The following is a 22,744-nucleotide window of genomic DNA, read 5'->3' on the forward strand; positions in this document are numbered from 1 at the left end:
GCCGACCGGTCAGCGCACCGGGTCGGCGACCGTGGCCCGACGCGGGTCCAGGCCTGCCGCGACCGTCAGGCCGACGACCAGGTGCAGGGCGACCAGGGTGCCGACCGCGGCCGGCGACGTGCCGCCCAGGGCGCCGAGCAGCGAGACGGCCAGCACCACCCCGCAGGTGAGCCACCACGCGACCGGGGTGCGTCGGCGGAGCAGCGTGCGGACGCCCCACGCGGCCAGGGTGACGACGAGGGTCGTGACGACGACGGACACGGCTCCGACGGTCCGGGCGGGGGTGCCGGCCGCCAGGTCGACACCGGCGACCGGGACCGCGAGCACCCAGACGGCGAGGGCGAGGGCCGTCGCGGCGACGGCGACGAGCCAGACGGGGACGGGACGGGACATGAGGTTCTCCTGACGTCGAGGTGGACGACGTCGACACTGGTCGCGGTCGGTGTCCCTGGGCCCCGGCCGGAGGTCCGTCCCGCCCCCTCCTTTGGTCGGTGGTGGGTCTGTGAGAGGCGTTCCTACGCTCACCGCATGAACCCACGCCGCCACACCCCCGTCCTGCTCGGGCTGCTCGTCGGGATGCTCACGCTCACGGCCCTGGCTGCGTGGGCCGCGCGGGTGGACGGTGTCCCGCTCGCGGTCGACCTGGCGCTCGGCGTCGCGGCCGTCGCCGTCCTCCCGTTCCTGCGCAGCCGCCCGCTGCTCGGCGGAATGGTCCTGGGCGTCCTCGCCGCGCTCAGCCCGGCTGCGACCCCCGCGGCGACCGCCGGCACGTACGTCGTCGCACGCCGCGAGCGGCTGGGCATCGCGGTCCCCGTCGCGTGCGCGAGCATCGTCGGGCACGCGGTGCAGGCGCTGTGGCGCTCCGTCGGGCTGCCGCTCGGCTGGTGGCTGCTGTGCGACGTCGCGGTGCACGCCGCGCTGCTGGGCTGGGGGGCCTACGGCCGCACCCGGGACGCCCTGGTCGAGCAGTGGCGGGCGCGCGCCCGGGCCGCCGAACAGGACCAGGTGCGCAAGGTCGAGGAGGCGCGGTCGGCGGAACGCGCCCGGATCGCCCGCGAGATGCACGACACCCTCGCGCACCGGCTGACCCTCCTCGCGACGACCGCGGGAGCGCTGGAGTACCGCACCGACCTGTCGCCGGAGCAGGTCGCAGCAGCGGCCGGGGTGGTGCGAGCGAGCGCGGGCGAGGCGCTGGAGGACCTGCGGACGGTGATCGGGGTGCTGCGGGCCGGCCCCGACGAGCTGCGGCCCGCGCCGGGGCTGCCCGACCTCGCCGCGCTCGCCGACCAGGAGCGCGCCGCGGGGACCGTCGTGACCTGGGACGTCGCCGACCTCGTCCTGCCCTCGACCCTCGGGCTCGCCGTCTACCGGACCTGCCAGGAAGGGCTGACCAACGCGCGACGGCACGCCCCCGGTGCGACGGTCGAGGTGCGGGTGGAGGGGGGCGACGGGTTGCGTGTCCGCGTGGCGAACGGGCCGGGCGGCCGCGGGCTCGGGTCGGGGACCGGCACCGGGCTGGTCGGGCTGCGGGAGCGGGTCGAGCTGCTCGGCGGGACCCTGCGGGCCGGACCGGCGGACGGCGGGTACGTGCTCGACGCGTGGCTACCGTGGACGCCGTGAGCGTCCGGGTGATCGTCGTCGACGACGACGCGCTCGTGCGGTCCGGGCTGACGCTGCTGCTCGACGGCGCGCAGGGGATCAGCGTCGTCGCGCAGGTGTCCGACGGGTCCGCCGTCCCTGCCGCGCTCGACGCGCACCCCGTCGACGTGGTGCTCATGGACCTGCGGATGCCCGGCACCGACGGCATCGCGGCGACCCGGGCCGTCCGCGCCCGTCGGGACCCGCCCGCGGTGGTCGTGCTCACCACGTTCGACACCGCGGCCGAGGTCGAGGCCGCCCTGCACGCCGGTGCGAGCGGCTACCTGCTGAAGGACACGGAGCCGCGGCGGATCGTCGAGGCGGTCCTGGCGGCGGCCGCCGGGGAGCCGGTGCTGTCGCCGCGGGTGGCCCGTCGGCTCATGGACACGACCGCCCGTGCGGGCGGGAGCCGTGCGGCGGCGCGGGCGTCCCTCGCGCTGCTCACCGACCGGGAGCGGGACGTCGTCGTCGCCCTCGGGCGGGGCGCGAGCAACGCCGAGATCGGTGCCGAGCTCTACCTCACCCTGGCGACCGTCAAGGCGCACGTGTCCAGCGTCCTGCTCAAGCTCGGCCTGGAGAACAGGACGCAGGTGGCCCTCCTGGTCCACGAGGCGGACCTGCCCTGAGCCGACCGGCAACCGGACTACCGTGGCCCCGTGCTGCTCTCCGACCGTGACATCAGGGCCGAGCTCGAGTCGGGCCGCGTGGCCCTCGACCCCTATGAGCCCGCCATGCTCCAGCCGTCGAGCATCGACGTGCGGCTCGACCGGTACTTCCGGCTGTTCGACAACCACAAGTACCCGTTCATCGACCCCGCGGCCGACCAGCCCGACCTGACGCGGCTGGTCGAGGCGTCCCCGGGGGAGCCGTTCGTGCTGCACCCCGGCGAGTTCGTCCTCGGGTCCACGTACGAGGCCGTGACGCTGCCCGACGACATCGCCGCGCGGCTGGAGGGCAAGTCGTCGCTCGGGCGGCTCGGGCTCCTCACGCACTCCACGGCCGGGTTCATCGACCCCGGGTTCTCCGGGCACGTGACCCTCGAGCTGTCCAACGTCGCGACGCTGCCGATCCTGCTGTGGCCCGGCATGAAGATCGGGCAGATGTGCTTCTTCCGGCTGTCGTCCGCGTCCGAGCACCCGTACGGGTCCTCCGAGTACGGCTCGCGATACCAGGGGCAGCGCGGCCCGACCGCATCGCGCTCCTTCCAGAACTTCCACCGGACGGACGTCTGAGGCGATGGCGAAGCTCACCCGCCTCCCCGCCGACGACCCCGGTCTCCGCGACCGCCACATCCTCGCGCTCCCGCCGGACGTCGCGGCCGACGAGGTCGAGGTGCTCGCCATCAGCCGGTTCGCCAACGCCCGGTGGGAGGAGGCGCCCCAGGACACGCTGCAGCCGCGCGGGATCATCGGTCCGATGACCGCCGCGCTCGGCATCCGATCCGTCGGCTCCGCGACCATCCCGACCCGCACGCTCCGGCTCGCGCGCCTCTCGACGCTGAACGGCCCGTTCCGCATGGAGACCGGCGACGCCGTCAGCCTCGGGCTGCCGGCGGCGTCCACCCTCGCGTACGTGCTGGTCTGCCCGCGGGAGCGCGGCGAGAAGCCCTACCCGGGCGGTGACCGCGACGGGCTCAAGCGCGCGTTCCCCGACGGCATGCCGATCCGCGAGGAGGAGCGCGTCCTGCAGTGGATGGTCGCCGCCGCCCGCCGCCTCGGCGGCTCCGTGCGCACCGGCGAGAACGGCACCGTGCTCACGCCCGACGTCGACAGCGCCATCGACCTCACCGTCCTGTCCGACTCCTGGCTCGAACCGGCCGAGGCGCTCGCCGTCGTCCAGCAGGTGCAGCCCCGCGCGCGGCTCAGCGAGGCCACGAGCACCTGGACCGGACCCACCCCCGGCGTCGGCCGGGACGCCCGTGGCCGCCCCGGCTGGGTGGCCGAGGCGGGCGGGCGCGGGCTGTCCGCAGCCCTGGAGCGCCACGGGGTCGACGACGAGGCCGAGCGGCAGCGGCTCATGGACGAGGCGTCCGCGTACGACGAGCTCATGCTCGCGGTGCCGCCCGTCCCCGAGGCGTACGGCGTGCTCGTCGACCTCGGGCACGACGGGACCCTGTCCGTCGAGGCCGGCGTCGAGACCGCGCTGCCGCCCCTCATGCGCGACCTGCCATGGACCCAGGGCGGCGTCGTCGCCTACCGCGTGCACTGGGAGCCCCCGTTCATCGAGGAGCTCGAGGCCGAGCGGCCGTCGTTCGAGCACCGCGTCGCCCGGTCCCGCGCCGCGCCGCTGGTGCAGGCTGTCGCGCGCGTGGTGCACGCCGCGATCGGAGGCGAGATCGCCGACGAGGCGGACTTTCTGGTGGACCCCGAGGACGTCTGACGACGGTTAGGCCGGACAGGTGATCCCACCCCGCCCGGTTGCCGCGGTGAACAGGTCTTCATACGGTCGACGGAAGCGCAGAGCTATGGGGGCTCGACGATGACGTCGCTGAAGCAGGAGACCGCTGGAGCGGGAACGTGGCTCCTCCGCGGCCTGCTCGCGCTCGCGGCCCTCGTGCTGCTCGTCCTCGTGCAGGCCGTCCTCGCCGCCCCGCCCGCGCGTGCCGACGACTCGCCGCCGCGCACCGACGTCGTCGCCGAGCTGCTGTCGCCGGTGGTCGACGCGGTGGTCGCTCCGGTGGAGCCGGTCGTGTCCGGGGTGGTCGCGCCGGTGGAGCCCCTCGTGTCCGGCGTCGTCGCGCCGGTGGTGTTCGCGGTGCTCGCGCCCGTGACGCCGGTGGTGTCCGCGGTGGCTGCGCCGGTGGCTCCCGTCGTCGAGGCGGTCGCCGCACCCGTCGCGCCCGTGGTCGAAGGCGTCGTCGCGCCGGTGGTTCCCGTCGTCGCACCCGTCGTCGACCTCGCCTCCCCGGTGCTCGACAGCGCGGCCCCGGTCGTCTCCGCCGTCGCACCCGTCGTCGACGCGCTCGACCCCGTCGTCGCACCGCTCGGCCCCGTGCTGGCGCCCCTCGGCGGGGCGCTCGCTCCGGTGCTCGACGCGCTGGGACCGCTCGTCGGGGTGCTGCAGCCCGTGGTCGACGTCCTGGAGCCGGTCGTCGAGCCCGTCACCGGGATCCTCCTGCCCGTGCCTGGGACCAGCGACCCGCACCCGGCCCTGGACGTCGCGGACACGGTCGTGCCGGCGTCCGCCACGGCCGCCGTCCGCGTGCCGGACCTCGGCGCCGCCGTCGTGCGCCACGTGCCGCAGGCGGGCGTGCCGGCTGTCGACCACCGGGCGCCCGTCCCCGTCCCCGCCCCCTCCCAGCCTGCGCCGACCGACCCCGCGCCGGGCGTTCCCGCCGTTCCCGTACCCCCGGGCTCCGCCACCAACGGTGGCCGCACCGTCGTGGACGCGGCCGTCGTCGGCGGCCCCGCCCACGCCGCAGCACCCCTGGGCCGATGCCTGCTCGGTGTAGTCCCCGTGACGTCCGCCGCCCCGCCCGCCGCCGAGGTCCCCAGCTCCCCTGCCTGACCGGAGGCCGGTCGCACCCGTGCGACACGCGTCCAGGCCCGTCCGGGCCATCCGATCAGCAGGAGGAGCTCCGCCATGCACACCTACGTCCGGCGAGCGCTGCAGACAGCACTCGTGACAGGCGGCCTCGTCGCCGCCGGGGCCTCGATGGCCCACGCAGAAGAACCCGCTCACGACCACGCCGTCGTGGCCGTCGACCTCCGCCTCGGCAGCACCGAGGGCATCCTCGACCTGGCACCCGACCAGGTCGTGCACGCACCCGTCCACGTCCCGGTCGACGTGTCGGGGGTCGCGCTCGCGGTCGGCGGGGACAGCCTCGTCCGGTCCGCGCCCGCGGCCGATGCGGCTCCCGCGGCTCCGGCTCCGGCGGCTCCGGCCCCCGACCGCGCCGCTCTCGTGGAGGCGCCGATCAGCGTCCCCGTGACCGTGTCGGGGGTCGCCGTCGGCGTCCTCGGTGACGCGGCCGTGGTCGGGGGCGGTGGTGCCTCCGGCGGGACGGCGGCACCCGCGACGGCGGACGACGCGGTCGTGGCGGCGCCCGTCACGGTGCCGGTGGACGTGTCGGGGGTCGCCGTCGGCATCCTCGGTGACGCGGCCGTCGTTCGGCCGGCGTCCGGGGCGTCCGGTGGTGCGGCGGTGGGGAACAGCCTGGTGGCTGCTCCGGTCGTGGTGCCTGTGGACGTGTCCGGGGTCGCCCTCGGGGTGCTCGGGGACGCGGCTGTGGTCGGGTCGTCGGGGTCGTCGTCGTCCGGAGGAGCGTCCGTCGGGGATGCGCTGGTGGCGGCTCCCGTGACGGTTCCCGTGGACGTGTCCGGGGTCGCGCTGGGGGTGCTCGGGGACGCGATCGTCACCGGCGGATCCGGTTCGTCCGGGGGCTCGTCCGGGGGTGACGCGCCCGGTCGTTCCGACGGTGCGCTCGTCGCGGTGCCGGTGACCGCTCCGGTCACCGTCACGGACGTCGCCGTCGGCGTCGTCGGCGAGGCGGTCGTGACGCCGGTGAGGACGACGCCCGGCACGACGCCGGGCACGACGCCCGGCACGACGCCGGGCACCTCGCCCGGCTCGACGCCTGGTTCGTCGGTCGGTCGGACGCCGGGCGGGTCGCCTGGTACGGGGCCGGCGGTCGGGGTCGTCGGTGCCGGTGTCGTGGGTGCGTCGGTGGTGTCCGCCGACGGAACCGTGCTCGGCGCGGGCGCGACGACGGCGGCGGGCGGTGCGGGGCTCGCGGACACGGGCTGGACGCCGTGGGCCGCGTTCGCCGGGCTGTTCCTGGTCGCGCTGGGCGTGACGTTGCGCCGGACGGCGACCACGCGTCGGTCGACGACGAGCCCGTTCACGCACCCGGCGCTCCTGGACCGCGTGCCGACCCAGCGGGGGGAGACACAGGCCCGGTGACCGGTACGCCGCCGTCGGGTCCGTGGGGAGGTCGCGGGGGATCGCTCCGCGGGCCCGGGCGGCGGTGACCGGACTAGGGTCGCCTGCGTGACCCCCGCAGCGCGCAGGAGTGCCGGACTGCTGGTGTTCCGACGGTCGGCCGGGCTCGAGGTGCTGCTCGGGCACATGGGCGGTCCGTTCTGGGCGCGCAAGGACGCAGGCGCGTGGACGATCCCGAAGGGCGAGCCGTCGCCGGGCGAGGACCCGTACGCGACCGCGCTCCGGGAGTTCGCGGAGGAGATCGGGGTGCCCGCGCCGTCGTCGGACCCGATCCCGCTCGGTGACGTCCGGCAGAGCGGCGGCAAGGTCGTCACCGCGTGGGCGCTGGAGGGAGACCTCGACGCGTCCGCGATCGCCAGCAACCTCATCGAGATCGCCTGGCCGCCGCGGTCGGGGCGGACGCTGATGGTGCCCGAGCTCGACCGGGCCGGGTGGTTCGTGCCCGACGAGGCGCGACGGCTCGTCGTGACCGCGCAGGCGGCGTTCGTGGACCGGCTGGAGGACCTGCTCAGGTGAGGTGGTCGAAGTCGCCGTTCGCCCAGCCGATGTGCCGGTCGGCGGAGCGGCGGACGACCTCCTTCGCGTCGGCCGCGATGACGTTGGCGAAGTTGCCGTAGAGGCGGTCGAACTCCAGCCGGTCGACGTGGTCGGCGACGCGACGCGCGACCGCACCGGACAGCGGCAGGTGGTTCGGGTAGCTGCGCATGAAGGCGACGGACCGCCGGTCCGGGTTGGCGAAGATCGTGTCGCCGCTCAGCAGCACGCCCTTGCCCGCCGCCCCGGCCGTCCAGTGTGCGATCGCGCTGCCGGGGAAGTGGCCGCCCGGCTGGGACAGCGTGACGCCCGGCAGGACCTCCAGCTCACCGGACCACGTCCGGATGACCGGGTCGGGCCGGTTGATCCAGTGCGCGTCGGCCTCGGCGACGAGGACCGGCGGGTTGCCCAGCGCACGGCTCCACTCCACCTGCACGCCGTACATGTGGGGGTGGCTCGCGGTGATCGCCCGGACGGGACCGAGGGCTCGGACGCGCTCGACCACGTCGTCGTCGAGGAACCCGATCGGGTCCCACAGCAGGCTGCCCTCCGGGGTGACGAGCAGCTTCGACTGCTGGCCGATCCCGGCGCTCGGCGAGCTGGTGATCGCGAACAGGTCCGGCTCGAGCTCCTCCAGCTGCGCGCGGTACCCCTGCGCGGCGAGCTCCTCCAGGGTGGTCCAGCGCTGGCCCGACGCGGGCACCCACTGGCGTTCGTCGGCACAGATCGGGCAGACGTCGAGCTGCTCGGCACTCTCCACGGCGCACGTGGCGCAGATCCAGAAGGTCATGCCCGTCACGCTAGCCGGAGGTACAGGTCCCGGAGGAGGGCAATCTCGGCGCCGTGGTGGACGACCTCCTGGTTGACCCACCAGACGATGTCGAGGAACACGTCCTCCGCGTCGGAGCCGTCGGGGTAGGTGCTGTGGCCGACGGTGTCGAGGGCGTCGTCGTCGGCGCGCAGGAGGGTCGCGCGCCAGGCGGCGGATGCGGCGGTCAGCCCCGTGATCGCACCCGTCGCGGTGCCCTGCGGCTCGTCGGACTCGTCGGTCAGGGAGTGGGTGCCGTCGGTGTGGTCGGCGCGGCCCGCCAGCATCGTCGTCAGGTGGTTGATGCGCCACGCGATCGTCGTGACGGGCGGCGGCCACGGGTGCGGGCGGCCGCCGTCGCGGCCCCACTCGCCCGCACCGACGAGGACCGTCGCGCCGACCCCCGGCCCGTCCGCGTGCCGGCGGACCGACCAGCTGCCCGGCACCGGCTCCCACAGCAGCTCCGTGTCGGTCAGCGGCGGGACCTCCACCTGCTCGCCGTCGCCGCTGTCCATCGTCGGACCGGTGAGGCGGTGCAGGAGACGCTCGCACGCGAAGTCGTACTCGGCGAGGAGCGGGGCGAGGCGGGCGGGTACGGGCATCCCCCGACAGTCGTCCTGGGCGGCGCCGACCGCAACAGGATTCAGGACAGGCCGAGCGCCGCCAGCGTCTCCGGGCCGAGGGGGACCGGGTTGTCCGGGTGGGCGACCGCGTGGCCGTCGACGACCGTGTAGAAGCCCTGGTCGACGTTCACCGGGGTCGGCGGCCAGTCGCCCTCCAGGTCCGCGAGGTCGTCGAGCAGGATCACGTACGTACCCCCGGGGACGAGGTCGTCGCGCCCTTCGGCGCCCCCGCTCGAGTACGCGATCTCGAGCGTGGTCCCGGGTTGCACCGGCCCCTTCGCCGACGCGGTGACGTCGACCGACGCGATCGTGCGCCCGAAGCCCTCGGAGTCGTCGCGGGCCGTCGACGTGAACGTGCCGCGGACGATGAGGTCGGCTTCCCCCTCCAGCTCCGCCGTGGTCGCGTAGTAGGGGTAGTCGGCGCTGCCGCCGGACTGCGGCTCGGGCAGCAGCGGGGCGACGACCACCACGGCGACCACCGCGGCCGCGACCGCTCCGGCGATGCCGGCGACCCACCGCACCGTGCGGGTGCGGCGCGGCGCGAGCGGCACCGTGCGCGCCGTGCTCGGCACCAGCGCGCGCAGCTCGGCGCGGCCCCGTGGGCTCAGCCGCGCGGAGCGGTCCTCCGGGACCGGGTTGGCGTCGCGGAGCAGGGTGCGGGTGCTCGTCATGACCGGTCCTCCCGGTAGGCCGTACGGAACGCGCGGCGGGCGCGGTGGAGGCGGACCCAGACGGCCGACGTCGAGATGCCGAGCACGTGCGCGAGCTCCGCGCCGCTGAGCTCGTCCCAGTAGCGCAGCCTCAGCAGGTCCCGCGTGGCGTCGTCGAGGCGGTCGAGCGCGTCGAGGACGTCGTCGTCGGGAGGGTCCTGCACTGTCGCAGGCTGCGTCCGCCGCGCACGCATCTCCGACCGCACGTGGTTGCGCACGACGTTCTCGGCGGTGACGAACAGCCAGCCCGTGCCGACGTCGACGCCCTCGCAGGTGCGGGTCCACGCGATGCGGAACACCTCGGCGGCGACGTCCTCCGCGTCGTGAGGCCCGATGCGTCGCGCCGCGTACCGCACGATGCGGCCGTGCGTGGCCTCGTAGAGCGCAGCGAACTCCGCCTCGACGCGGGGGTCGTCGGTCTCGATGACGTTCACACCCCTAGATGTCCGCCGGAGCCCGGAACCTTACGCGGGCCTCACCACGCACCACTCGTTGCCCTCCGGGTCGAGCAGCACCTGGAACGAGCCGGCCGTGTCGACGTGGATCTCGCCGACCCTCGCCGCCCCCAGCGCCTCCGCCTGGACGGTGGCCTCGGCGATGTCGTCGACCACGACGTCGAGGTGGACACGGTTCTTCACCACCTTGCCCTCGGGCACCCGTTGGAACGCGACACGCGTCCAGCCCGGCGGGTCGACGTAGTGCCAGCCGTCGTTCCGGCCCACCGGGGTGCCGCCGAGCACGTCGGCCCAGAAGCGCACGAGCACCGCCGGCTCGGCACAGTCGAAGACGACCTCGTCGATGCGTCCGATCATGCGGCGACGGTAGCGCTGCCCGCTCCTTCTGCGAACTGCGTCCGGTAGAGCTCCGCGTACACGCCGCCGCGCGCGAGCAGCTGGGCGTGCGTGCCCTGGTCGACGACGCGCCCGTGGTCCAGCACGACGATCGAGTCGGCCTGGCGCACCGTGGAGAGCCGATGGGCGATGACGATGCTCGTGCGTCCCGTCAGTGCTTCGTCGAGCGCGGCCTGGACGGCGGCCTCGGACCCGGAGTCGAGGTGCGCGGTGGCCTCGTCGAGGATGACGACGTCGGGCGCCTTGAGCAGCATCCGCGCGATCGCGAGACGCTGGCGCTCGCCGCCGGACAGCCGGTAGCCGCGGTCGCCGACCACGGTCCGGATCCCGTCGGGCAGGGTCGCGACGAGGTCGGCGATGTGCGCCTGCTCGAGCGCCCGCTCGATGTCGGCGTCCGTCGCCTCCGGGCGGGCGTAGCGCAGGTTCTCCGCGATCGTGTCGTGGAACAGGTGGGCCTCCTGGCTGACCACGCCGACCGTCGCGCGCAGCGAGGCCTGCGTGACGTCCCGCAGGTCCGTCCCCGCGATCCGGACGGCGCCGGCCGTCGGGTCGTACATGCGGGTGACCAGCTGGGAGATCGTCGTCTTGCCGGCGCCCGAGTGGCCGACGAGCGCGACCATGTGCCCGGCCGGGACGGTGAACGACACGTCGCGCAGGGTGTCCTCGACGGGTTCTCGGCTCAGGGTAGCGACGGACTCCAGCGAGGCCAACGAGACCTCGTCGGCCCCCGGGTACCGGAACGTGACGGCATCGAGCTCGACCGTCGCGCCGTGCGTCGCCCTCTCGGTCCGCAGGTCGATCGCGTCGGGCTTCTCGGCGACCGTCGGCTCCAGGTCCAGCACCTCGAGCACGCGCTCGAAGCTGACCAGGGCGGTCATGACGTCGACCTGCACGTTCGACATCGCCGTCAGCGGGCCGTAGAGGCGGCCGAGGTAGGCGGTGAGCGCGACGACGACACCGACGGTCAGCTGGCCGCGGATCGCCATGACCCCGCCGAGGCCGTAGACGATGGCGACGGCGACGCTGGCCAGCGTCGTCAGACCCACGCGGAACCACGTGGAGTACAGGGCGCGCTTGACCCCGATGTCACGGACACGGTCCACCTGCTCGGCGTAGCCCGTCGACTCGCGCTGCGGGTCGCCGAAGATCTTCACCAGGTGCGCGCCCGCGACGTTGAAGCGCTCGTTCATGATCTGCGCGGCGTCCGCGTTCAGCGCGTAGCTCTCGCGGGTGATGGCGGCGATCTTCTTGCCGAACCAGCGGGCCGGGAAGATGAACGCGGGCAGCAGGACCAGGCTCAGCAGGGTCAGCTGCCAGGACATGCTGAGCATCGCCGCGAGCACGAACACGATGGTCAGCGAGTTGCTCACGACGTTCTGCAGCGTGGACGTGAACGCCTGCTGCGCGCCGAGCACGTCCCCGTTCAGCCGCTGCACCAGCGCGCCGGTCTTGGCGCGGCTGAAGAACGCGAGCGGCATGCGCTGCACGTGGTCGAAGACCTCCGTGCGCAGGTCGCGGATCAGGCCCTCGCCGACCTGGGAGGACACCCAGCGGTCGGCGACGGACAGGCCGGCCGTCACGATCGCGAGCACCGCGACGACGGCCGCCATGGTGAGGACCACCTGCGTGTCGCCGGCCGTGATGCCGTCGTCGATGAGCGTCTTGAACAGCAGGGGGGTGACCGCGCCGGCCGCGGCCTCGACGGCGATGAGCGCGACGAAGACCGCGAGCTTGCCCTTGTAGGGGCGCGCGAACTGCAGGATCCGCTTCAGGGTGTCGCGCGTGAGCTTGTGGTCCGCGACCGTGCGGTCCTTGGCGAAGCTGCGCATGTTGGGGCTGCCGGTCATCGACACGGGCGCCACCTCCTCGGTTCTGGTGCGTCCCGTCCCTTGGGGCGCGCGGCCTCGTGAGCCGATGCTGAGGTTAACTCACTATGTGCCTAGGTCACAAGTTGCGATAGTCTCGCCGCCGTGACCTCCTCCGACGGCTCGGGCGAGCTCCTCGAGCTCCTGTACGGCGTGCTCCGCGGCGTCCGTCGCGACGCCGCCGCCCGGCTCGAGCTCCAGGGCACCACACCCGGACAGCTGCGGCTGCTGCGCACCCTCGAACGGTGCGACGGGCCACGCCGGCTCGGCGAGCTCGCCGCCGCGCTCGACGTCGCGCCGCGTTCGGTCACCTCCAAGGTGGATCTTGCCGAGGAGGACGGGTTGGTCCGACGCCTGCCCGATCCGAGCGACCGGCGCGCGACCCTGCTGGAGCTGACGCCCGCCGGGCACAAGATGCTCGCGGCCATCTCCGCGCAGCGGCACGAGGGGGCGGCCGAGCGGCTGGGACGGCTGTCCGCCGACGAGCAGGCGGAGCTGCTGCGGCTGCTGCGGATCGTGGGCGACGGAGGCTGACGCTCGACGGTCGTCCGCCCGCAGCGCATTCGATCCAGCCGCACTGGGTACTCGCAGGGGTCGGTGGGGCGGTGCACGGGCCCCATCCGTCACACCCGTACCAGGTGCGGCTGGTTCTGACGCGCACGCGTCGTCCCGCCGACCGCCCGGGGCAGACCATCATGGGTGGGTGCCCACCGACCCGGATGACGACGAGCTCGAGCTGATCCGCCGGTCCGGCGTCGTGCTGCGGGTCGGACGGCTGAGCCTGTCGGCCGGGACCGGGTCGTACCGCGTCAAGGCGTCGATGGCGCGGATCGCGCACGCGCTGGGGATCGACAGGCACGAGGCGCACGTCACGCTCACCGAGATCACCACGACCTCGCACCGCGGACCGAGCTTCCGCACCGAGGTGACCGAGGTGCGCACGATCGGTGTGAACGTCGACCGGCTCACGGAGCTGGAGCACCTGGCGGGACGCGTCGACGACGCCGGTCGCGTGACACCCGACGAGGTCACCGCAGAGCTGGACCGCATCGCCGACAAGCCGCCGCTGTACCCGGTGCTGCTCAATGCGTTGTGGGCGGCGATCGCCTGTGCGGCGTTCTCGTTCCTGAACAGCGGGGGGATCGTCGAGATCGTCGGCGTCGTCGTGGGCGCGTTCCTCGGCCAGGCGCTGCGCCGCACCCTGCTGCACCGCGGGTTCAACCAGTTCGGCGTCACCATGCTGAGCGCCACGGTGGCGTGCCTGGGCTACCTCGGCTTCGTCTGGCTGCTCCAGGCCGCCGGTGTCGGCGGTGTCGGCCACGAGGCCGGGTACGTGTCCGCCGTGCTGTTCCTGGTGCCCGGGTTCCCCCTGGTCACCGGGTTCCTCGACCTGGCGAAGCTGGACTTCTCGGCCGGGATCGCTCGCCTCGTGCACGCGCTGATGATCCTGACCTCGGCGGCGCTCGCGCTGTGGGCCGTGTCGCTGGTCGTCGGGCTCAGCCCCGACCCACCCTCCGCGCCGGCGCTGGACCCCGGGCTGCTGCTCGTGCTGCGCCTCGTCGCCAGCTTCCTCGGCGTGCTCGGCTTCGCGCTGATGTTCAACAGTCCCTGGCGTATCGCGGTCGCGGCGGCTGGCGTCGGGATGGTGGCGAACGTGCTGCGCATCCAGCTGGTCGAGGGGTCCGTGCCGCCGCAGGCAGCCGCGGCGGTCGCGGCCCTGGTGGTCGGGCTGCTCGCCGCCGTCATCGCCCCGCGGCTCGACGTCCCGCGGATCACGGTCTACGTCCCGGCGGTGACGATCATGGTGCCGGGGGTGCTCGCTTACCGCGCGGTCTTCCACATCTCCAACGGCAACACGGTGGAGGCGCTCGCGTTCGGGGTCGAGGCTGCCCTCATCGTCGCGGCGCTCGCCATCGGTCTGGCGATCGCCCGGATGCTCACCGACCGCACGTGGGCCTACGAACGCTGAGCGGTCAGACCTGCTGGGCGCGCTGGAGACGGGCGTACCGGCCGTCGGCGGCGAGCAGGTCGTCGTGCGTGCCGACCTCGACCATGCGGGCGTCGTCGAGGACGACGATCCGGTCGGCGGAGCGGATGGTCGACAGCCGGTGCGCGACGACGAGCGTGGTGCGGCCCTTCATGAGTCGCGCCAGGGCCTCCTTGACGGCGGCCTCGGACTCGGGGTCCAGGGCGGAGGTCGCCTCGTCGAGCAGCAGGATGCGCGGGTCGCGGACGAGGGCGCGGGCGATGGCGATGCGTTGGCGCTGGCCGCCGGACAGGCGCGCGCCCCGTTCGCCGACGACGGTGTCCCACCCGTCGGGGAGGGCGTCGACGATCTCGGCGGCGTTCGCGTCGACGAGGGCCCGCCGGACGCGTTCGTCGGACACCTTCGGCAGTCCGTAGGCGACGTTGTCGCGGATCGATCCCTCGAAGAGGACGGACTCCTGGGGGACGACGGACACGTGCGTGCGGACGGAGCGCAGGTCGAGCAGGGCGGTGTCGACGTCGTCGAGCAGGAGCCGGCCGCCGGTGGGCCGCAGGAAGCCGAGCGCCAGGTTGAGGACGGTGGACTTGCCGGAGCCGGACGGGCCGACGAACGCGACGGTCTGCCCGGCCTCGATGGTCAGGTCGATGCCGTCGAGGGCGTCGCTGTCGGCGTCGGGGTAGCGGAAGTGCACGTTCTCGAGGGTCAGCCGGCCCTCGACGTGGTCGACGCGGCGCTTGCCGGCGTTGACCTCGAGGTCGGGTTCCTGCATGACCTCGGCGATGGACCGGACGGACTCGAGGCCCTTGGCGCCGATGGGCAGGAGCATGAGCAGGCCGGTGACGGACCCGGTGATGAGCGCGAAGTAGGAGCTCAGCAGCACGACCTGACCGGCGGTGATGGTGATGATCCCGGTGATCGACACCCAGGCGGCGAGGACGAGGCAGAGCACCCCGAGGAGCTGCAGGCTCACCCAGCTGAGCGACGCGAACCGACCGTTGAGGACGTCGAGCCGGTACCCGGCGGACCGCACTCCTTCGGCGCCGACGGCGACGCGCTCCTCCGCGGTCGCCTCCAGCCCGTGCGCGCGGGTGATCGGCATGAGGGTGGCCATCTCGCCGACGCGCGCGGAGAAGTGCTCGACCTCCTTGCGGAACGACTCGTTGCGCTCCCGGGACCGCCGGGCGAGGAGGAAGCGCAGCAGGACGGCGAGCGGGATGGTCAGCGCGTAGACGGGCAGGAACTCGGGGACGGCGATGGCGGTCATGACGATCGCGCCGATGACGACCATCGTCGCCGACAGCAGCGGGTGGGTGATCTGCTGGAGCATCACCTCGACGTTCTCGACGTCGCGGACGACCTTGGTCTGCACGATCGAGGCGCTGACGCGGGAGTGGAAGCCGATGGACAGGCTCTGCAGCCGGGCGGTCAGGCCGTTGCGCAGGTCGGCGCCGATCTGCCGGACGGCGCCCATGTAGAGCTTCGTGTACTGCACGTGGTTGGGGTAGTTCTGCACGAGCGCTGCGACGGCGATCGCGGCCCACAGCCAGAGCTCGCTCAGGGGGCCTCCGTCGACGACGACGTCGATCACCCGGGACGTGATCACCGGCATGAGCCAGAGGGGGATGTCCTTCAGCGTGAAGAACGCGACGGCCGACAGGACGCGGCGTCGGTGGGCGCCGAGGAGGCGGAGCACCGAGCGGACCGGGTGCTCCCCGTCGATGTCGACGACGGCGAGCTGGGGTCGGGAGTGGTCCGTCACGGGTTCAATCCTCACATCCGGGAGCGTCCACGGACAGCGCATACCCGGGTGAGGTCATATCGATTCGATGGCGGGCTCGCCAGGACGCCCGGTGTCACGTCCTCCGGTCGAGGTCTCGCGACCCGCAGCCCGGTTGACGCTGACTCGCGAGAATACGTTAGGGTCCACTTACTTAGGTTGCCCTCATCAGCGCGACCCGCGTGATCTCGTCAGGGAGACCCATGAGCAGCATCACCATCACGCACGCCCCGAGCGGACTGGTGCACGCGAGCGTCGCCCGCACGGAACGCGTCACCCCGCACATGGTCCGCGTGACCCTCACCGGTGAGGACCTGCGGCGGTTCGACTACCGCGGGTTCGACCAGTGGTTCCGGCTCGCGGTCCCGGTCGACGACCACGCGCGCTTCGACAACCTCCCGGACAAGTTCGACACCCGGGCGTACCTGCGGTACCTGGTGCTGCCGAAGTCGACGCGGCCGGTCATCCGCAACTACACGGTGCGGGCGTTCCGGCGCGACGAGCTGGAGCTCGACATCGACTTCGTGTGCCACGGCACGGCCGGGATCGCCGGTCCGTGGGCGGAGTCCGTCGAGCCGGGCACGGAGGTGGCGTTCATCGACCAGGGCTGCGGCTGGGCGCCCGTGCCTGCGGACTGGTCGCTGCTGGTCGCGGACGAGTCCGGGCTGCCGGCGGTCCTCGGGATCCTGCGGGACATGCCGCGCGACGCCGTCGGTCACGCGATCGTCGAGCTCATCGACGCCGAGGACGCCCAGGAGGTCGACGCGCCCGCGGGGATGACCCTGCACTGGGTCTCCCGCGCCGAGGGCGGCACCGCCCTGGACCGTCTCCGGTTGCTGGAGTGGCCCGCGGGCACCCCGTACGCGTTCGCCGTCGGCGAGTCGAAGATCGCCACGGGCGCTCGGCGGTATCTGGTCGGCGAACGCGACGTACCCAAGGGCAACGTCACGTTCTGCGGCTACTGGAAGGCCGGCAAGGCGTAGCGGTCCAGGTCCCGGGACTAGCGCCACTCCCCGTCGCGCATGACCCACCGGTCCGCCAGCTCCTCCTCCTCGCGCCAGACCTGGATCGTGCGCGGGGTGAGGCGGAAGTACAGGTAGGCGGTCGACAGGGTCCGCGGGTCGAACCCGGTCTTGAGCGCGAACGCGTCGCCGAGCTCGTCGGAGACCGCCGGGAGCACGTCGACCGTCGCCTGGACGAGGACGACGTCGCGGGTCAGCCCGACGCCGACCTGCACGGACGGGTTCGACGCGAGGTTGCGTCCCGTGGGGCCCGCTGCCGGTGTCGCGAACAGCAGCGCGTCGTCGTGCCACAGGAACGACAGGGGTGTCAGGCGGGGCGCGCCGGTGTCGGTGTCGGTCGTCGCCACCCAGGCGTCGACGTCGTGGCCGAGCCGGTAGAGGGCGTCCTGGCGGCGCTGGTCGGTGGTGCGGGAGCTGGTCATTCGCGCACCCGGTCGAGCAGCAGCAGGGCGATGTCGGTGACTTCAGGCACTCCCACAGTCTGCGACGCGGCCACCCCGTCCGACAGCATCACGGTGCAGAACGGGCAGGCGGTCGCGACGACGGACGCACCCGTGGCGATGGCCTCCTCCGCGCGCGCGGTGCCGATGCGGGTGCCGATCGTCTCCTCCATCCACACGCGTGCCCCGCCGCCACCGCAGCAGAACGACTGCTCGCGGTTGCGCGGCATCTCCGTCACCTCGACGCCAGGGATCGCGCCGAGCAGGTCGCGCGGCGGGGAGTAGACCTGGTTGTGCCGGCCCAGGTAGCAGGGGTCGTGGTAGGTCACCGTGCGCTCGTCGGTCGACGGCAGCAGGGTCAGCCGCCCGTCCGCGACGAGGGTGTTCAGCAGCTCGGTGTGGTGGACGACCTCGTACCGGCCGCCCAGCTGCGGGTACTCGCGGGCGATCGTGTTGAAGCAGTGCGCGCAGGTGACGACGATCCGCTGCGCGCCGACCTCGTTGAGCATCTCGACGTTGCCGCTCGCGAGCATCTGGAAGAGCAGCTCGTTGCCGGCCCGTCGGGCGGGGTCACCGGTGCAGGACTCGCCGTCGCCGAGGACCGCGAAGCTGACCCCGGCGGTGTGCAGCAGCTCCGCGACGGCCTTCGTCGTGCGGATCGCGCGGTCCTCGTAGGCGCCCGCGCAGCCGACCCAGAACAGGTAGTCGACCTCGGCGGCCGACTCCACGTCGACGCCGACGACCGGGACCTCGAAGTCCAGGCCCTTCGCCCAGTTCAGGCGGTTGCGCGCCGGAAGCCCCCACGGGTTGCCCTGCCGCTCCAGCTTGGTGAACGTGCCGCCCAGCTCCTTGGGGAACGCCGACTCCATGAGCACCTGGTAGCGGCGCATGTCCACGATCGCGTCGACGTGCTCGATGTCCACGGGGCACTGCTGCACGCACGCGCCGCAGCTGGTGCAGGCCCACAGGGCGTCGGGGTCGATGACGCCGGTGCCGAGCAGGTCGAGGCCGGAGTGGTCGGCCGAGCCCGCCTGCAGGTAGGGGGCCGTCGCCGCCGCGTGGTCGCGCAGCGCGAGCGTGACCAGCTTCGGCGAGAGCGGCTTGCCCGTCGCCCACGCCGGGCACTGGTCCTGGCAGCGACCGCACTCGGTGCACGTGGAGAAGTCGAGCAGGCCTTTCCACGTGAAGTCCTCGATGGCACCGACGCCGAGGCGGGCGTCGTCGGGAAGGTCCTCCAGCGCTGCGAGGTCGACGGGTGCTCCGCCGATCGTCAAGGGCTGGAGGGGACCGAGAGCGACCCCACCGCGCGGGTCGCGGCGTGCGTACACGTTGACGACGGCCAGGAACCGGTGCCACGCGACGCCCATCGTCGGTTGCAGTCCGACGACCACGAACCAGGACATCGAGACGACGATCTTCACGGTCGCGACGACGACGACCGCGTTCTCCAGCGTCGCCGGCGCCACCCCGACCCAGGACGCCCCGAACCAGGCGGTCAGCGGGAAGTGCCACGCGTCCCCGGAGTACAGCGCGTACTCCAGCCCGCGCAGGAGGATCACGCACAGCACGACGGCGAGCACGGTCGCCTCGACGAAGAACGCCTGCCCCATGTCGGAGCCGAAGAACCGGGAGCCCCGGTCCCGGGAGCCCAGCCGGACCCGCAGGGTGATCAGCGCCAGGATGCCGACCAGCGACAGCCACGCGATCGCCTCGATGGCCCACTCCAACGGCGGGAAGTGCCCGATCAGGGGGAGCGCGAACGCCGGGTCGACCACCTGCCCGTACCCCGTGACCAGGGTGAGGAACAGGAGCGCGAACGAGACCATCACGACCCAGTGCGCGACCTTGACCACCGGCCGGTGCTGGAACCGCCCGTGCCCGAGCACCTCCCGGGTCAGGGTCGCCAGCCGTGGCCCGACGGGCGTCCAGCGGCCACCGGTCGCCCGTCCGACCCGCACGGTCCGCACGATCTCGCGCGCACCGCGCGCGAACACCGCGACCCCCACGACGGTTGCGACGACCACGATCACCAGGCACACCACCTGCAGCGCATTCACGCCGCCACGCTAGCGGCGTCGGGCACCCACACCCGCCGAACGCGTCCCGGGCTGCCGAACTCGTCGCTCACCGCCGAACTCGTCGGTTGCAACAGACGAGCTGGGCCCGGAGTGACGAGTTCGGCGGCGAAGTGCCGTGGGTGGGCCGATCCCAGCCGGTCCGTGCGGCTCAGCGCATTCCCCATGGGGACGTGAGATGGCCGACGCCCGTCGACCGGCCCCGTGGGAAGAGGCGTGGGAATTCGGTTGGTACAGTCTTGACCAAATCTTCAGTGCATCGCGGGGGCGCCTCTCACGGCCCCCGACGCGTGCCCGCACCTGCGCCTCACCATCCAGAAACCTGACGACCACCCGACCGACCACCCGCCCTACAGGACGGAGCCGGACGTGCTGCTGCTGCTCGCCGTTCACCTGGCCGCAGCCGTCGTCGCGCCCGTGCTGGTCCGCTGGATGGGCCGCAAGGCGTTCTGGGTCCTGGCTCTCGCGCCCGCCGCCGCCGCCGCGTGGGCGCTGAGCTGGACCTCGCGCGTGCAGGCCGGGAACGGTCCGGTCGAGAGCGTCGAGTGGATCCCCGTGCTGGGGCTCGACCTCACGTTCCGGCTCGACACGCTGTCGTGGCTGATGACGCTCATCGTCGGCGGCGTCGGCGCCCTCGTGCTCATCTACTGCTCGGCGTACTTCAAGACGAGCGCGGCCGGTCTGGGCCGGTTCGGTGGCGTGTTCGTGGCGTTCAGCGGGGCGATGCTCGGTCTGGTCACCGCCGACGACCTGCTGCTGCTGTTCACGTTCTGGGAGCTGACGACGGTCACGTCGTACCTGCTCATCGGCCACTACGCCGAGCGCAAGGCGAGCCGCCGGGCGGCCATGCAGGCCATCGTCATCACCACGGCGGGCGGCCTGGCGATGCTCGTCGGGCTGGTGCTGCTGGGCGAGGCGGCGGGGACGTACCTGCTGTCGGAGGTCATCGCGGACCCGCCGCAGGGCACCACCGCGGTCACGGTCGCGATCGTCTGCCTGCTGGCCGGTGCGGTGACGAAGTCGGCCCTCATCCCGTTCCACTTCTGGCTGCCCGCGGCGATGGCGGCGCCGACGCCGGTGAGCGCGTACCTGCACGCCGCGGCGATGGTGAAGGCCGGTGTCTACCTGGTCGCCCGGTTCGCCCCCGCGTACTCGACGGACCCGACCTGGGTCTGGATCATCGTGGTGCTCGGCTGCGGGACCATGCTCCTGGGCGGCTACCGGGCGCTGCGGCAGCACGACCTCAAGCTCATCCTCGCGTTCGGCACGGTCAGTCAGCTGGGCCTCATCGTGCTGCTGGTCGGACTGGGCACGAAGGCGACCGCGCTCGCGGGGCTGGCGATGCTCGGTGCGCACGCGATGTTCAAGGCGGCGCTGTTCCTCGTCGTCGGCGTCGTCGACGCGGCCACCGGGACCCGTGACCTGCGGCGGCTGTCGGGCGTCGGTCGTGAGCTCAAGCTGACCGCGCTCGCGGGTGCGCTGGCGACGGCGTCGATGATCGGGCTGCCCCCGTTCGCCGGGTACGTGGCCAAGGAGGCGGGGCTCGAGGCGCTCGGGCACCTGGACGACACGACGGCCGGGATGATCGTGCTGGTGGCGGTGTCCGTCGGCTCCGTCCTGACGGTCGCGTACGGCCTGCGGCTGTGGTGGGGTGCGTTCTCGACCAAGCCCGCCGTGGTGCCGGAAGAGGTGAGCGACTCGACCGCGCCGGGCACGTCGATCCACGAGGCCTCGCACGACGAGGCGAAGCCCGCGCCGATCACGCACCCGTCGCTGCTGCTGGTGTGGCCGGCGATGATCCTCGCAGTCCTCGGCCTGGGGGTCGCGCTCCTGCCGCAGCTCGGCGAGCACCTGCTGGCGCCGTACGCCGACACGTACCCCGAGGGCGAGCCCGGGCACCTGGTCCTGTGGGCCGGGTTCACGCCGACGTTCGTCCTGACGCTCGCGATCCTGCTGGCCGGTGCGCTGCTGTTCGTGATCCGCGAGCGCGTCGAGCGCTGGCAGACCGCGGCGTACCACGGGCCTGAGGCGGACAAGGTGTACCGGCGGTTCATGCGGCGGCTCGACGACGTGGCAGCCGACGTCACCGCGGTCACGCAGCGCGGTTCGCTGCCGTTGTACCTCGGCCTGATCCTCGTCGTGTTCGTCGTGGCGGTGGGCGGGACCGCGCTGGCCAGCACGGTCTTCCCGACGCAGGTCCGGTGGTGGGACACCCCCGCGCAGCTCGTGTTCGCGGCCGGCACGATCGCGTCCGCGCTGCTGGTCACCCGCGCCCGACGCCGGCTCAAGGCCGTCATCCTGCTGGGCATCGGCGGCTACTCGGTGGCCGGCCTGTTCCTGCTGCACGGCGCACCGGACCTGGCCCTCACGCAGGTGCTGGTGGAGACCGTGACGCTGGTCGTCTTCGTGCTGGTCCTGCGCCGGCTGCCCCCGTACTTCTCCGACCGTCCTCTCGCCGCCAGCCGGTGGGTGCGCCTCGCGCTCGGGCTCGCCGTCGGGCTGACGGTCGCCGGGATCGCGCTGGTCGCACCCGGCGCGCGTGTGCACCTGCCGGTCTCGAAGGACTTCGCCGAGGAGGCGTACAGCTTCGGCGGCGGCAAGAACATCGTGAACGTGACGCTGGTCGACATCCGCGCGTGGGACACGATGGGCGAGATCTCGGTGCTGCTGGTGGCGGCGACGGGCGTCGCGTCGCTGGTCTTCCTCTCGCGCCGTGGGGGTGCGATCTACCGGGCCGACGAGGCCAGCACCGAGCGAGCCGTCTGGGGCGGGGTCGCGGACCCCATGGCGGCGCTCCGGCGGCCGGGTGGCGACCGAGCGGCCGTCGACGCCGGCGGGATGGTCGCCGACCGCGACGAGTCCTCGGTGCCGTCGAGCGCGTCGCGCGGCCGGGAGTGGTTGCAGGCCGGACGGACCCTGGCGCCGCAGCGGCGCTCGGTGATCTTCGAGGTCGTCGTCCGGCTGCTGTTCCACACGATGATCGTCTACTCGGTGTACCTGCTGTTCAGCGGGCACAACGCCCCCGGCGGGGGGTTCGCCGCGGGCCTCGTCACGGGGATCGCGCTCATCGTGCGGTACCTCGCGGGCGGCCGGTACGAGCTCGGTGAGGCGGCACCTGTGCAACCCGGTCTGCTGCTCGGCCTCGGGCTGTTCCTGTCCGCCGGCGTCGGCCTGCTCGCGCTGCTGGCCGGGGGCGAGGTGCTGCAGTCCTGGATCATCGACATCCACCTGCCGGTCATCGGGGACATCCACCTGGTGACGTCCCTCTTCTTCGACCTCGGGGTCTACCTGGTGGTCGTCGGCCTGGTGCTCGACATCCTGCGCAGCCTCGGCGCGGAGATCGACCGCCGCGCCGAGACGGGCGAGGACCCGGTCGGGGGCGACGCGGTGGGCGGTGACGCCGAGGGCGACGTACCCGCACAGGTCGGCGTCAACGCGAAGCCGGCCGGCTGGGACGGGAGCGTCCCGTGATC

21 protein-coding genes are annotated in these 22,744 nt (G+C 73.2%); 11 read left to right on the forward strand and 10 right to left on the reverse strand.

Annotated features, from left to right (window positions below; translation table 11 throughout):
* Positions 1-9: 9 nt before the first annotated feature.
* Entirely contained in the window at positions 10-393 is a 384-nt protein-coding gene (locus ASF78_RS10235) for a DUF6069 family protein (protein WP_056587662.1), read from the reverse strand.
* A gap of 135 nt (positions 394-528) precedes the next feature.
* On the opposite strand from ASF78_RS10235, the gene ASF78_RS10240 reads away from it, so the two are divergent.
* The 7 genes from ASF78_RS10240 (at position 529) to ASF78_RS10270 (ending at position 7,095) form a co-directional block, all read left to right on the forward strand.
* On the forward strand, positions 529-1,620 hold the full coding sequence (locus ASF78_RS10240) for a sensor histidine kinase (RefSeq protein WP_056587665.1): 1,092 nt from the start codon (positions 529-531) through the stop codon (positions 1,618-1,620).
* Complete coding sequence (locus tag ASF78_RS10245; RefSeq protein ID WP_200940541.1) at positions 1,617-2,264, forward strand: response regulator transcription factor; 648 nt, start codon at positions 1,617-1,619, stop codon at positions 2,262-2,264. The genes ASF78_RS10240 and ASF78_RS10245 overlap by 4 nt, the downstream gene beginning before the upstream one ends.
* 30 nt (positions 2,265-2,294) lie before the next feature.
* Positions 2,295-2,870, forward strand: coding sequence for a dCTP deaminase (gene dcd / locus ASF78_RS10250; protein WP_056587671.1), 576 nt, complete (start codon positions 2,295-2,297; stop codon positions 2,868-2,870).
* Between the two features lie 4 nt (positions 2,871-2,874).
* Positions 2,875-4,017: a hypothetical protein gene (locus tag ASF78_RS10255; protein ID WP_056587673.1), complete on the forward strand. Its 1,143-nt coding sequence runs from the start codon at positions 2,875-2,877 to the stop codon at positions 4,015-4,017.
* 99 nt (positions 4,018-4,116) lie between these two features.
* Complete coding sequence (locus ASF78_RS10260; protein WP_056587676.1) at positions 4,117-5,145, forward strand: hypothetical protein; 1,029 nt, start codon at positions 4,117-4,119, stop codon at positions 5,143-5,145.
* A gap of 75 nt (positions 5,146-5,220) precedes the next feature.
* Positions 5,221-6,540 carry a hypothetical protein gene (locus ASF78_RS10265; RefSeq protein ID WP_056587679.1) on the forward strand — a complete coding sequence of 440 codons (1,320 nt, stop codon included), beginning with the start codon at positions 5,221-5,223 and terminating at the stop codon, positions 6,538-6,540.
* A gap of 87 nt (positions 6,541-6,627) precedes the next feature.
* Positions 6,628-7,095 (forward strand): NUDIX domain-containing protein, encoded by a 468-nt coding sequence (locus ASF78_RS10270; RefSeq protein ID WP_082494904.1) that lies wholly within the window; start codon positions 6,628-6,630, stop codon positions 7,093-7,095.
* Here ASF78_RS10270 and ASF78_RS10275 read toward each other — a convergent pair.
* The 6 genes from ASF78_RS10275 to ASF78_RS10300 are packed head-to-tail and all read right to left on the reverse strand — an operon-like array spanning position 7,088 to position 11,952.
* Complete coding sequence (locus ASF78_RS10275) at positions 7,088-7,903, reverse strand: MBL fold metallo-hydrolase (RefSeq protein ID WP_056588499.1); 816 nt, start codon at positions 7,901-7,903, stop codon at positions 7,088-7,090. The two genes, ASF78_RS10270 and ASF78_RS10275, sit on opposite strands and share 8 nt — an antisense overlap.
* A 5-nt stretch (positions 7,904-7,908) precedes the next feature.
* A complete protein-coding gene (locus ASF78_RS10280) occupies positions 7,909-8,523 on the reverse strand; it encodes a DinB family protein (RefSeq protein ID WP_056587685.1) in 615 nt (204 codons plus the stop codon).
* Positions 8,524-8,564: 41 nt separating this feature from the next.
* Positions 8,565-9,215, reverse strand: coding sequence for a hypothetical protein (locus ASF78_RS10285; RefSeq protein WP_056587687.1), 651 nt, complete (start codon positions 9,213-9,215; stop codon positions 8,565-8,567).
* Positions 9,212-9,688 carry an RNA polymerase sigma factor gene (locus ASF78_RS10290; protein ID WP_056587690.1) on the reverse strand — a complete coding sequence of 159 codons (477 nt, stop codon included), beginning with the start codon at positions 9,686-9,688 and terminating at the stop codon, positions 9,212-9,214. Before ASF78_RS10290 ends, ASF78_RS10285 begins: the two co-directional genes overlap by 4 nt.
* A gap of 30 nt (positions 9,689-9,718) precedes the next feature.
* On the reverse strand, positions 9,719-10,066 hold the full coding sequence (locus ASF78_RS10295) for a VOC family protein (RefSeq protein WP_056587694.1): 348 nt from the start codon (positions 10,064-10,066) through the stop codon (positions 9,719-9,721).
* A complete protein-coding gene (locus tag ASF78_RS10300) occupies positions 10,063-11,952 on the reverse strand; it encodes an ABC transporter ATP-binding protein (protein WP_056587697.1) in 1,890 nt (629 codons plus the stop codon). The genes ASF78_RS10295 and ASF78_RS10300 overlap by 4 nt, the downstream gene beginning before the upstream one ends.
* A gap of 123 nt (positions 11,953-12,075) precedes the next feature.
* Here ASF78_RS10300 and ASF78_RS10305 point away from each other — a divergent pair, with 123 nt between their 5' ends.
* Positions 12,076-12,504 carry a MarR family winged helix-turn-helix transcriptional regulator gene (locus ASF78_RS10305; RefSeq protein WP_056587700.1) on the forward strand — a complete coding sequence of 143 codons (429 nt, stop codon included), beginning with the start codon at positions 12,076-12,078 and terminating at the stop codon, positions 12,502-12,504.
* A gap of 169 nt (positions 12,505-12,673) precedes the next feature.
* Entirely contained in the window at positions 12,674-13,939 is a 1,266-nt protein-coding gene (locus tag ASF78_RS10310) for a threonine/serine exporter ThrE family protein (RefSeq protein WP_056587702.1), read from the forward strand.
* Between the two features lie 4 nt (positions 13,940-13,943).
* Here the strand turns inward: ASF78_RS10310 and ASF78_RS10315 are convergent, their stop codons facing one another.
* Complete coding sequence (locus tag ASF78_RS10315; protein WP_235518469.1) at positions 13,944-15,716, reverse strand: ABC transporter ATP-binding protein; 1,773 nt, start codon at positions 15,714-15,716, stop codon at positions 13,944-13,946.
* A gap of 221 nt (positions 15,717-15,937) precedes the next feature.
* On the opposite strand from ASF78_RS10315, the gene ASF78_RS10320 reads away from it, so the two are divergent.
* Entirely contained in the window at positions 15,938-16,717 is a 780-nt protein-coding gene (locus tag ASF78_RS10320) for a siderophore-interacting protein (RefSeq protein ID WP_056587707.1), read from the forward strand.
* Positions 16,718-16,734: 17 nt separating this feature from the next.
* Here the strand turns inward: ASF78_RS10320 and ASF78_RS10325 are convergent, their stop codons facing one another.
* Together ASF78_RS10325 and ASF78_RS10330 are read right to left on the reverse strand one after the other, a co-directional pair.
* Positions 16,735-17,178 (reverse strand): pyridoxamine 5'-phosphate oxidase family protein, encoded by a 444-nt coding sequence (locus tag ASF78_RS10325; RefSeq protein ID WP_056587709.1) that lies wholly within the window; start codon positions 17,176-17,178, stop codon positions 16,735-16,737.
* Positions 17,175-19,253, reverse strand: a complete 2,079-nt coding sequence (locus ASF78_RS10330) for a (Fe-S)-binding protein (RefSeq protein WP_056587713.1) — start codon at positions 19,251-19,253, stop codon at positions 17,175-17,177. The genes ASF78_RS10325 and ASF78_RS10330 overlap by 4 nt, the downstream gene beginning before the upstream one ends.
* Positions 19,254-19,640: 387 nt before the next feature.
* Here ASF78_RS10330 and ASF78_RS10335 point away from each other — a divergent pair, with 387 nt between their 5' ends.
* Entirely contained in the window at positions 19,641-22,742 is a 3,102-nt protein-coding gene (locus ASF78_RS10335; protein WP_056587715.1) for a Na+/H+ antiporter subunit A, read from the forward strand.
* The last annotated feature ends 2 nt before the right edge of the window (positions 22,743-22,744 follow it).

It is taken from the genome of Cellulomonas sp. Leaf334 (assembly GCF_001424195.1).
Taxonomy (GTDB): Bacteria; Actinomycetota; Actinomycetes; order Actinomycetales; family Cellulomonadaceae; genus Cellulomonas.

Bases quoted from the DNA above. Each gene is read 5' to 3' on its own strand.
- ASF78_RS10235 (WP_056587662.1), bottom strand. From the start codon at position 393: ATGTCCCGTCCCGTCCCCGTCTGGCTCGTCGCCGTCGCCGCGACGGCC.
- ASF78_RS10240 (WP_056587665.1), top strand. From the start codon at position 529: ATGAACCCACGCCGCCACACCCCCGTCCTGCTCGGGCTGCTCGTCGGG.
- ASF78_RS10255 (WP_056587673.1), top strand. From the start codon at position 2,875: ATGGCGAAGCTCACCCGCCTCCCCGCCGACGACCCCGGTCTCCGCGAC.
- ASF78_RS10260 (WP_056587676.1), top strand. From the start codon at position 4,117: ATGACGTCGCTGAAGCAGGAGACCGCTGGAGCGGGAACGTGGCTCCTC.
- ASF78_RS10265 (WP_056587679.1), top strand. From the start codon at position 5,221: ATGCACACCTACGTCCGGCGAGCGCTGCAGACAGCACTCGTGACAGGC.
- ASF78_RS10275 (WP_056588499.1), bottom strand. From the start codon at position 7,903: ATGACCTTCTGGATCTGCGCCACGTGCGCCGTGGAGAGTGCCGAGCAG.
- ASF78_RS10280 (WP_056587685.1), bottom strand. From the start codon at position 8,523: ATGCCCGTACCCGCCCGCCTCGCCCCGCTCCTCGCCGAGTACGACTTC.
- ASF78_RS10285 (WP_056587687.1), bottom strand. From the start codon at position 9,215: ATGACGAGCACCCGCACCCTGCTCCGCGACGCCAACCCGGTCCCGGAG.
- ASF78_RS10295 (WP_056587694.1), bottom strand. From the start codon at position 10,066: ATGATCGGACGCATCGACGAGGTCGTCTTCGACTGTGCCGAGCCGGCG.
- ASF78_RS10300 (WP_056587697.1), bottom strand. From the start codon at position 11,952: ATGACCGGCAGCCCCAACATGCGCAGCTTCGCCAAGGACCGCACGGTC.
- ASF78_RS10320 (WP_056587707.1), top strand. From the start codon at position 15,938: ATGAGCAGCATCACCATCACGCACGCCCCGAGCGGACTGGTGCACGCG.
- ASF78_RS10325 (WP_056587709.1), bottom strand. From the start codon at position 17,178: ATGACCAGCTCCCGCACCACCGACCAGCGCCGCCAGGACGCCCTCTAC.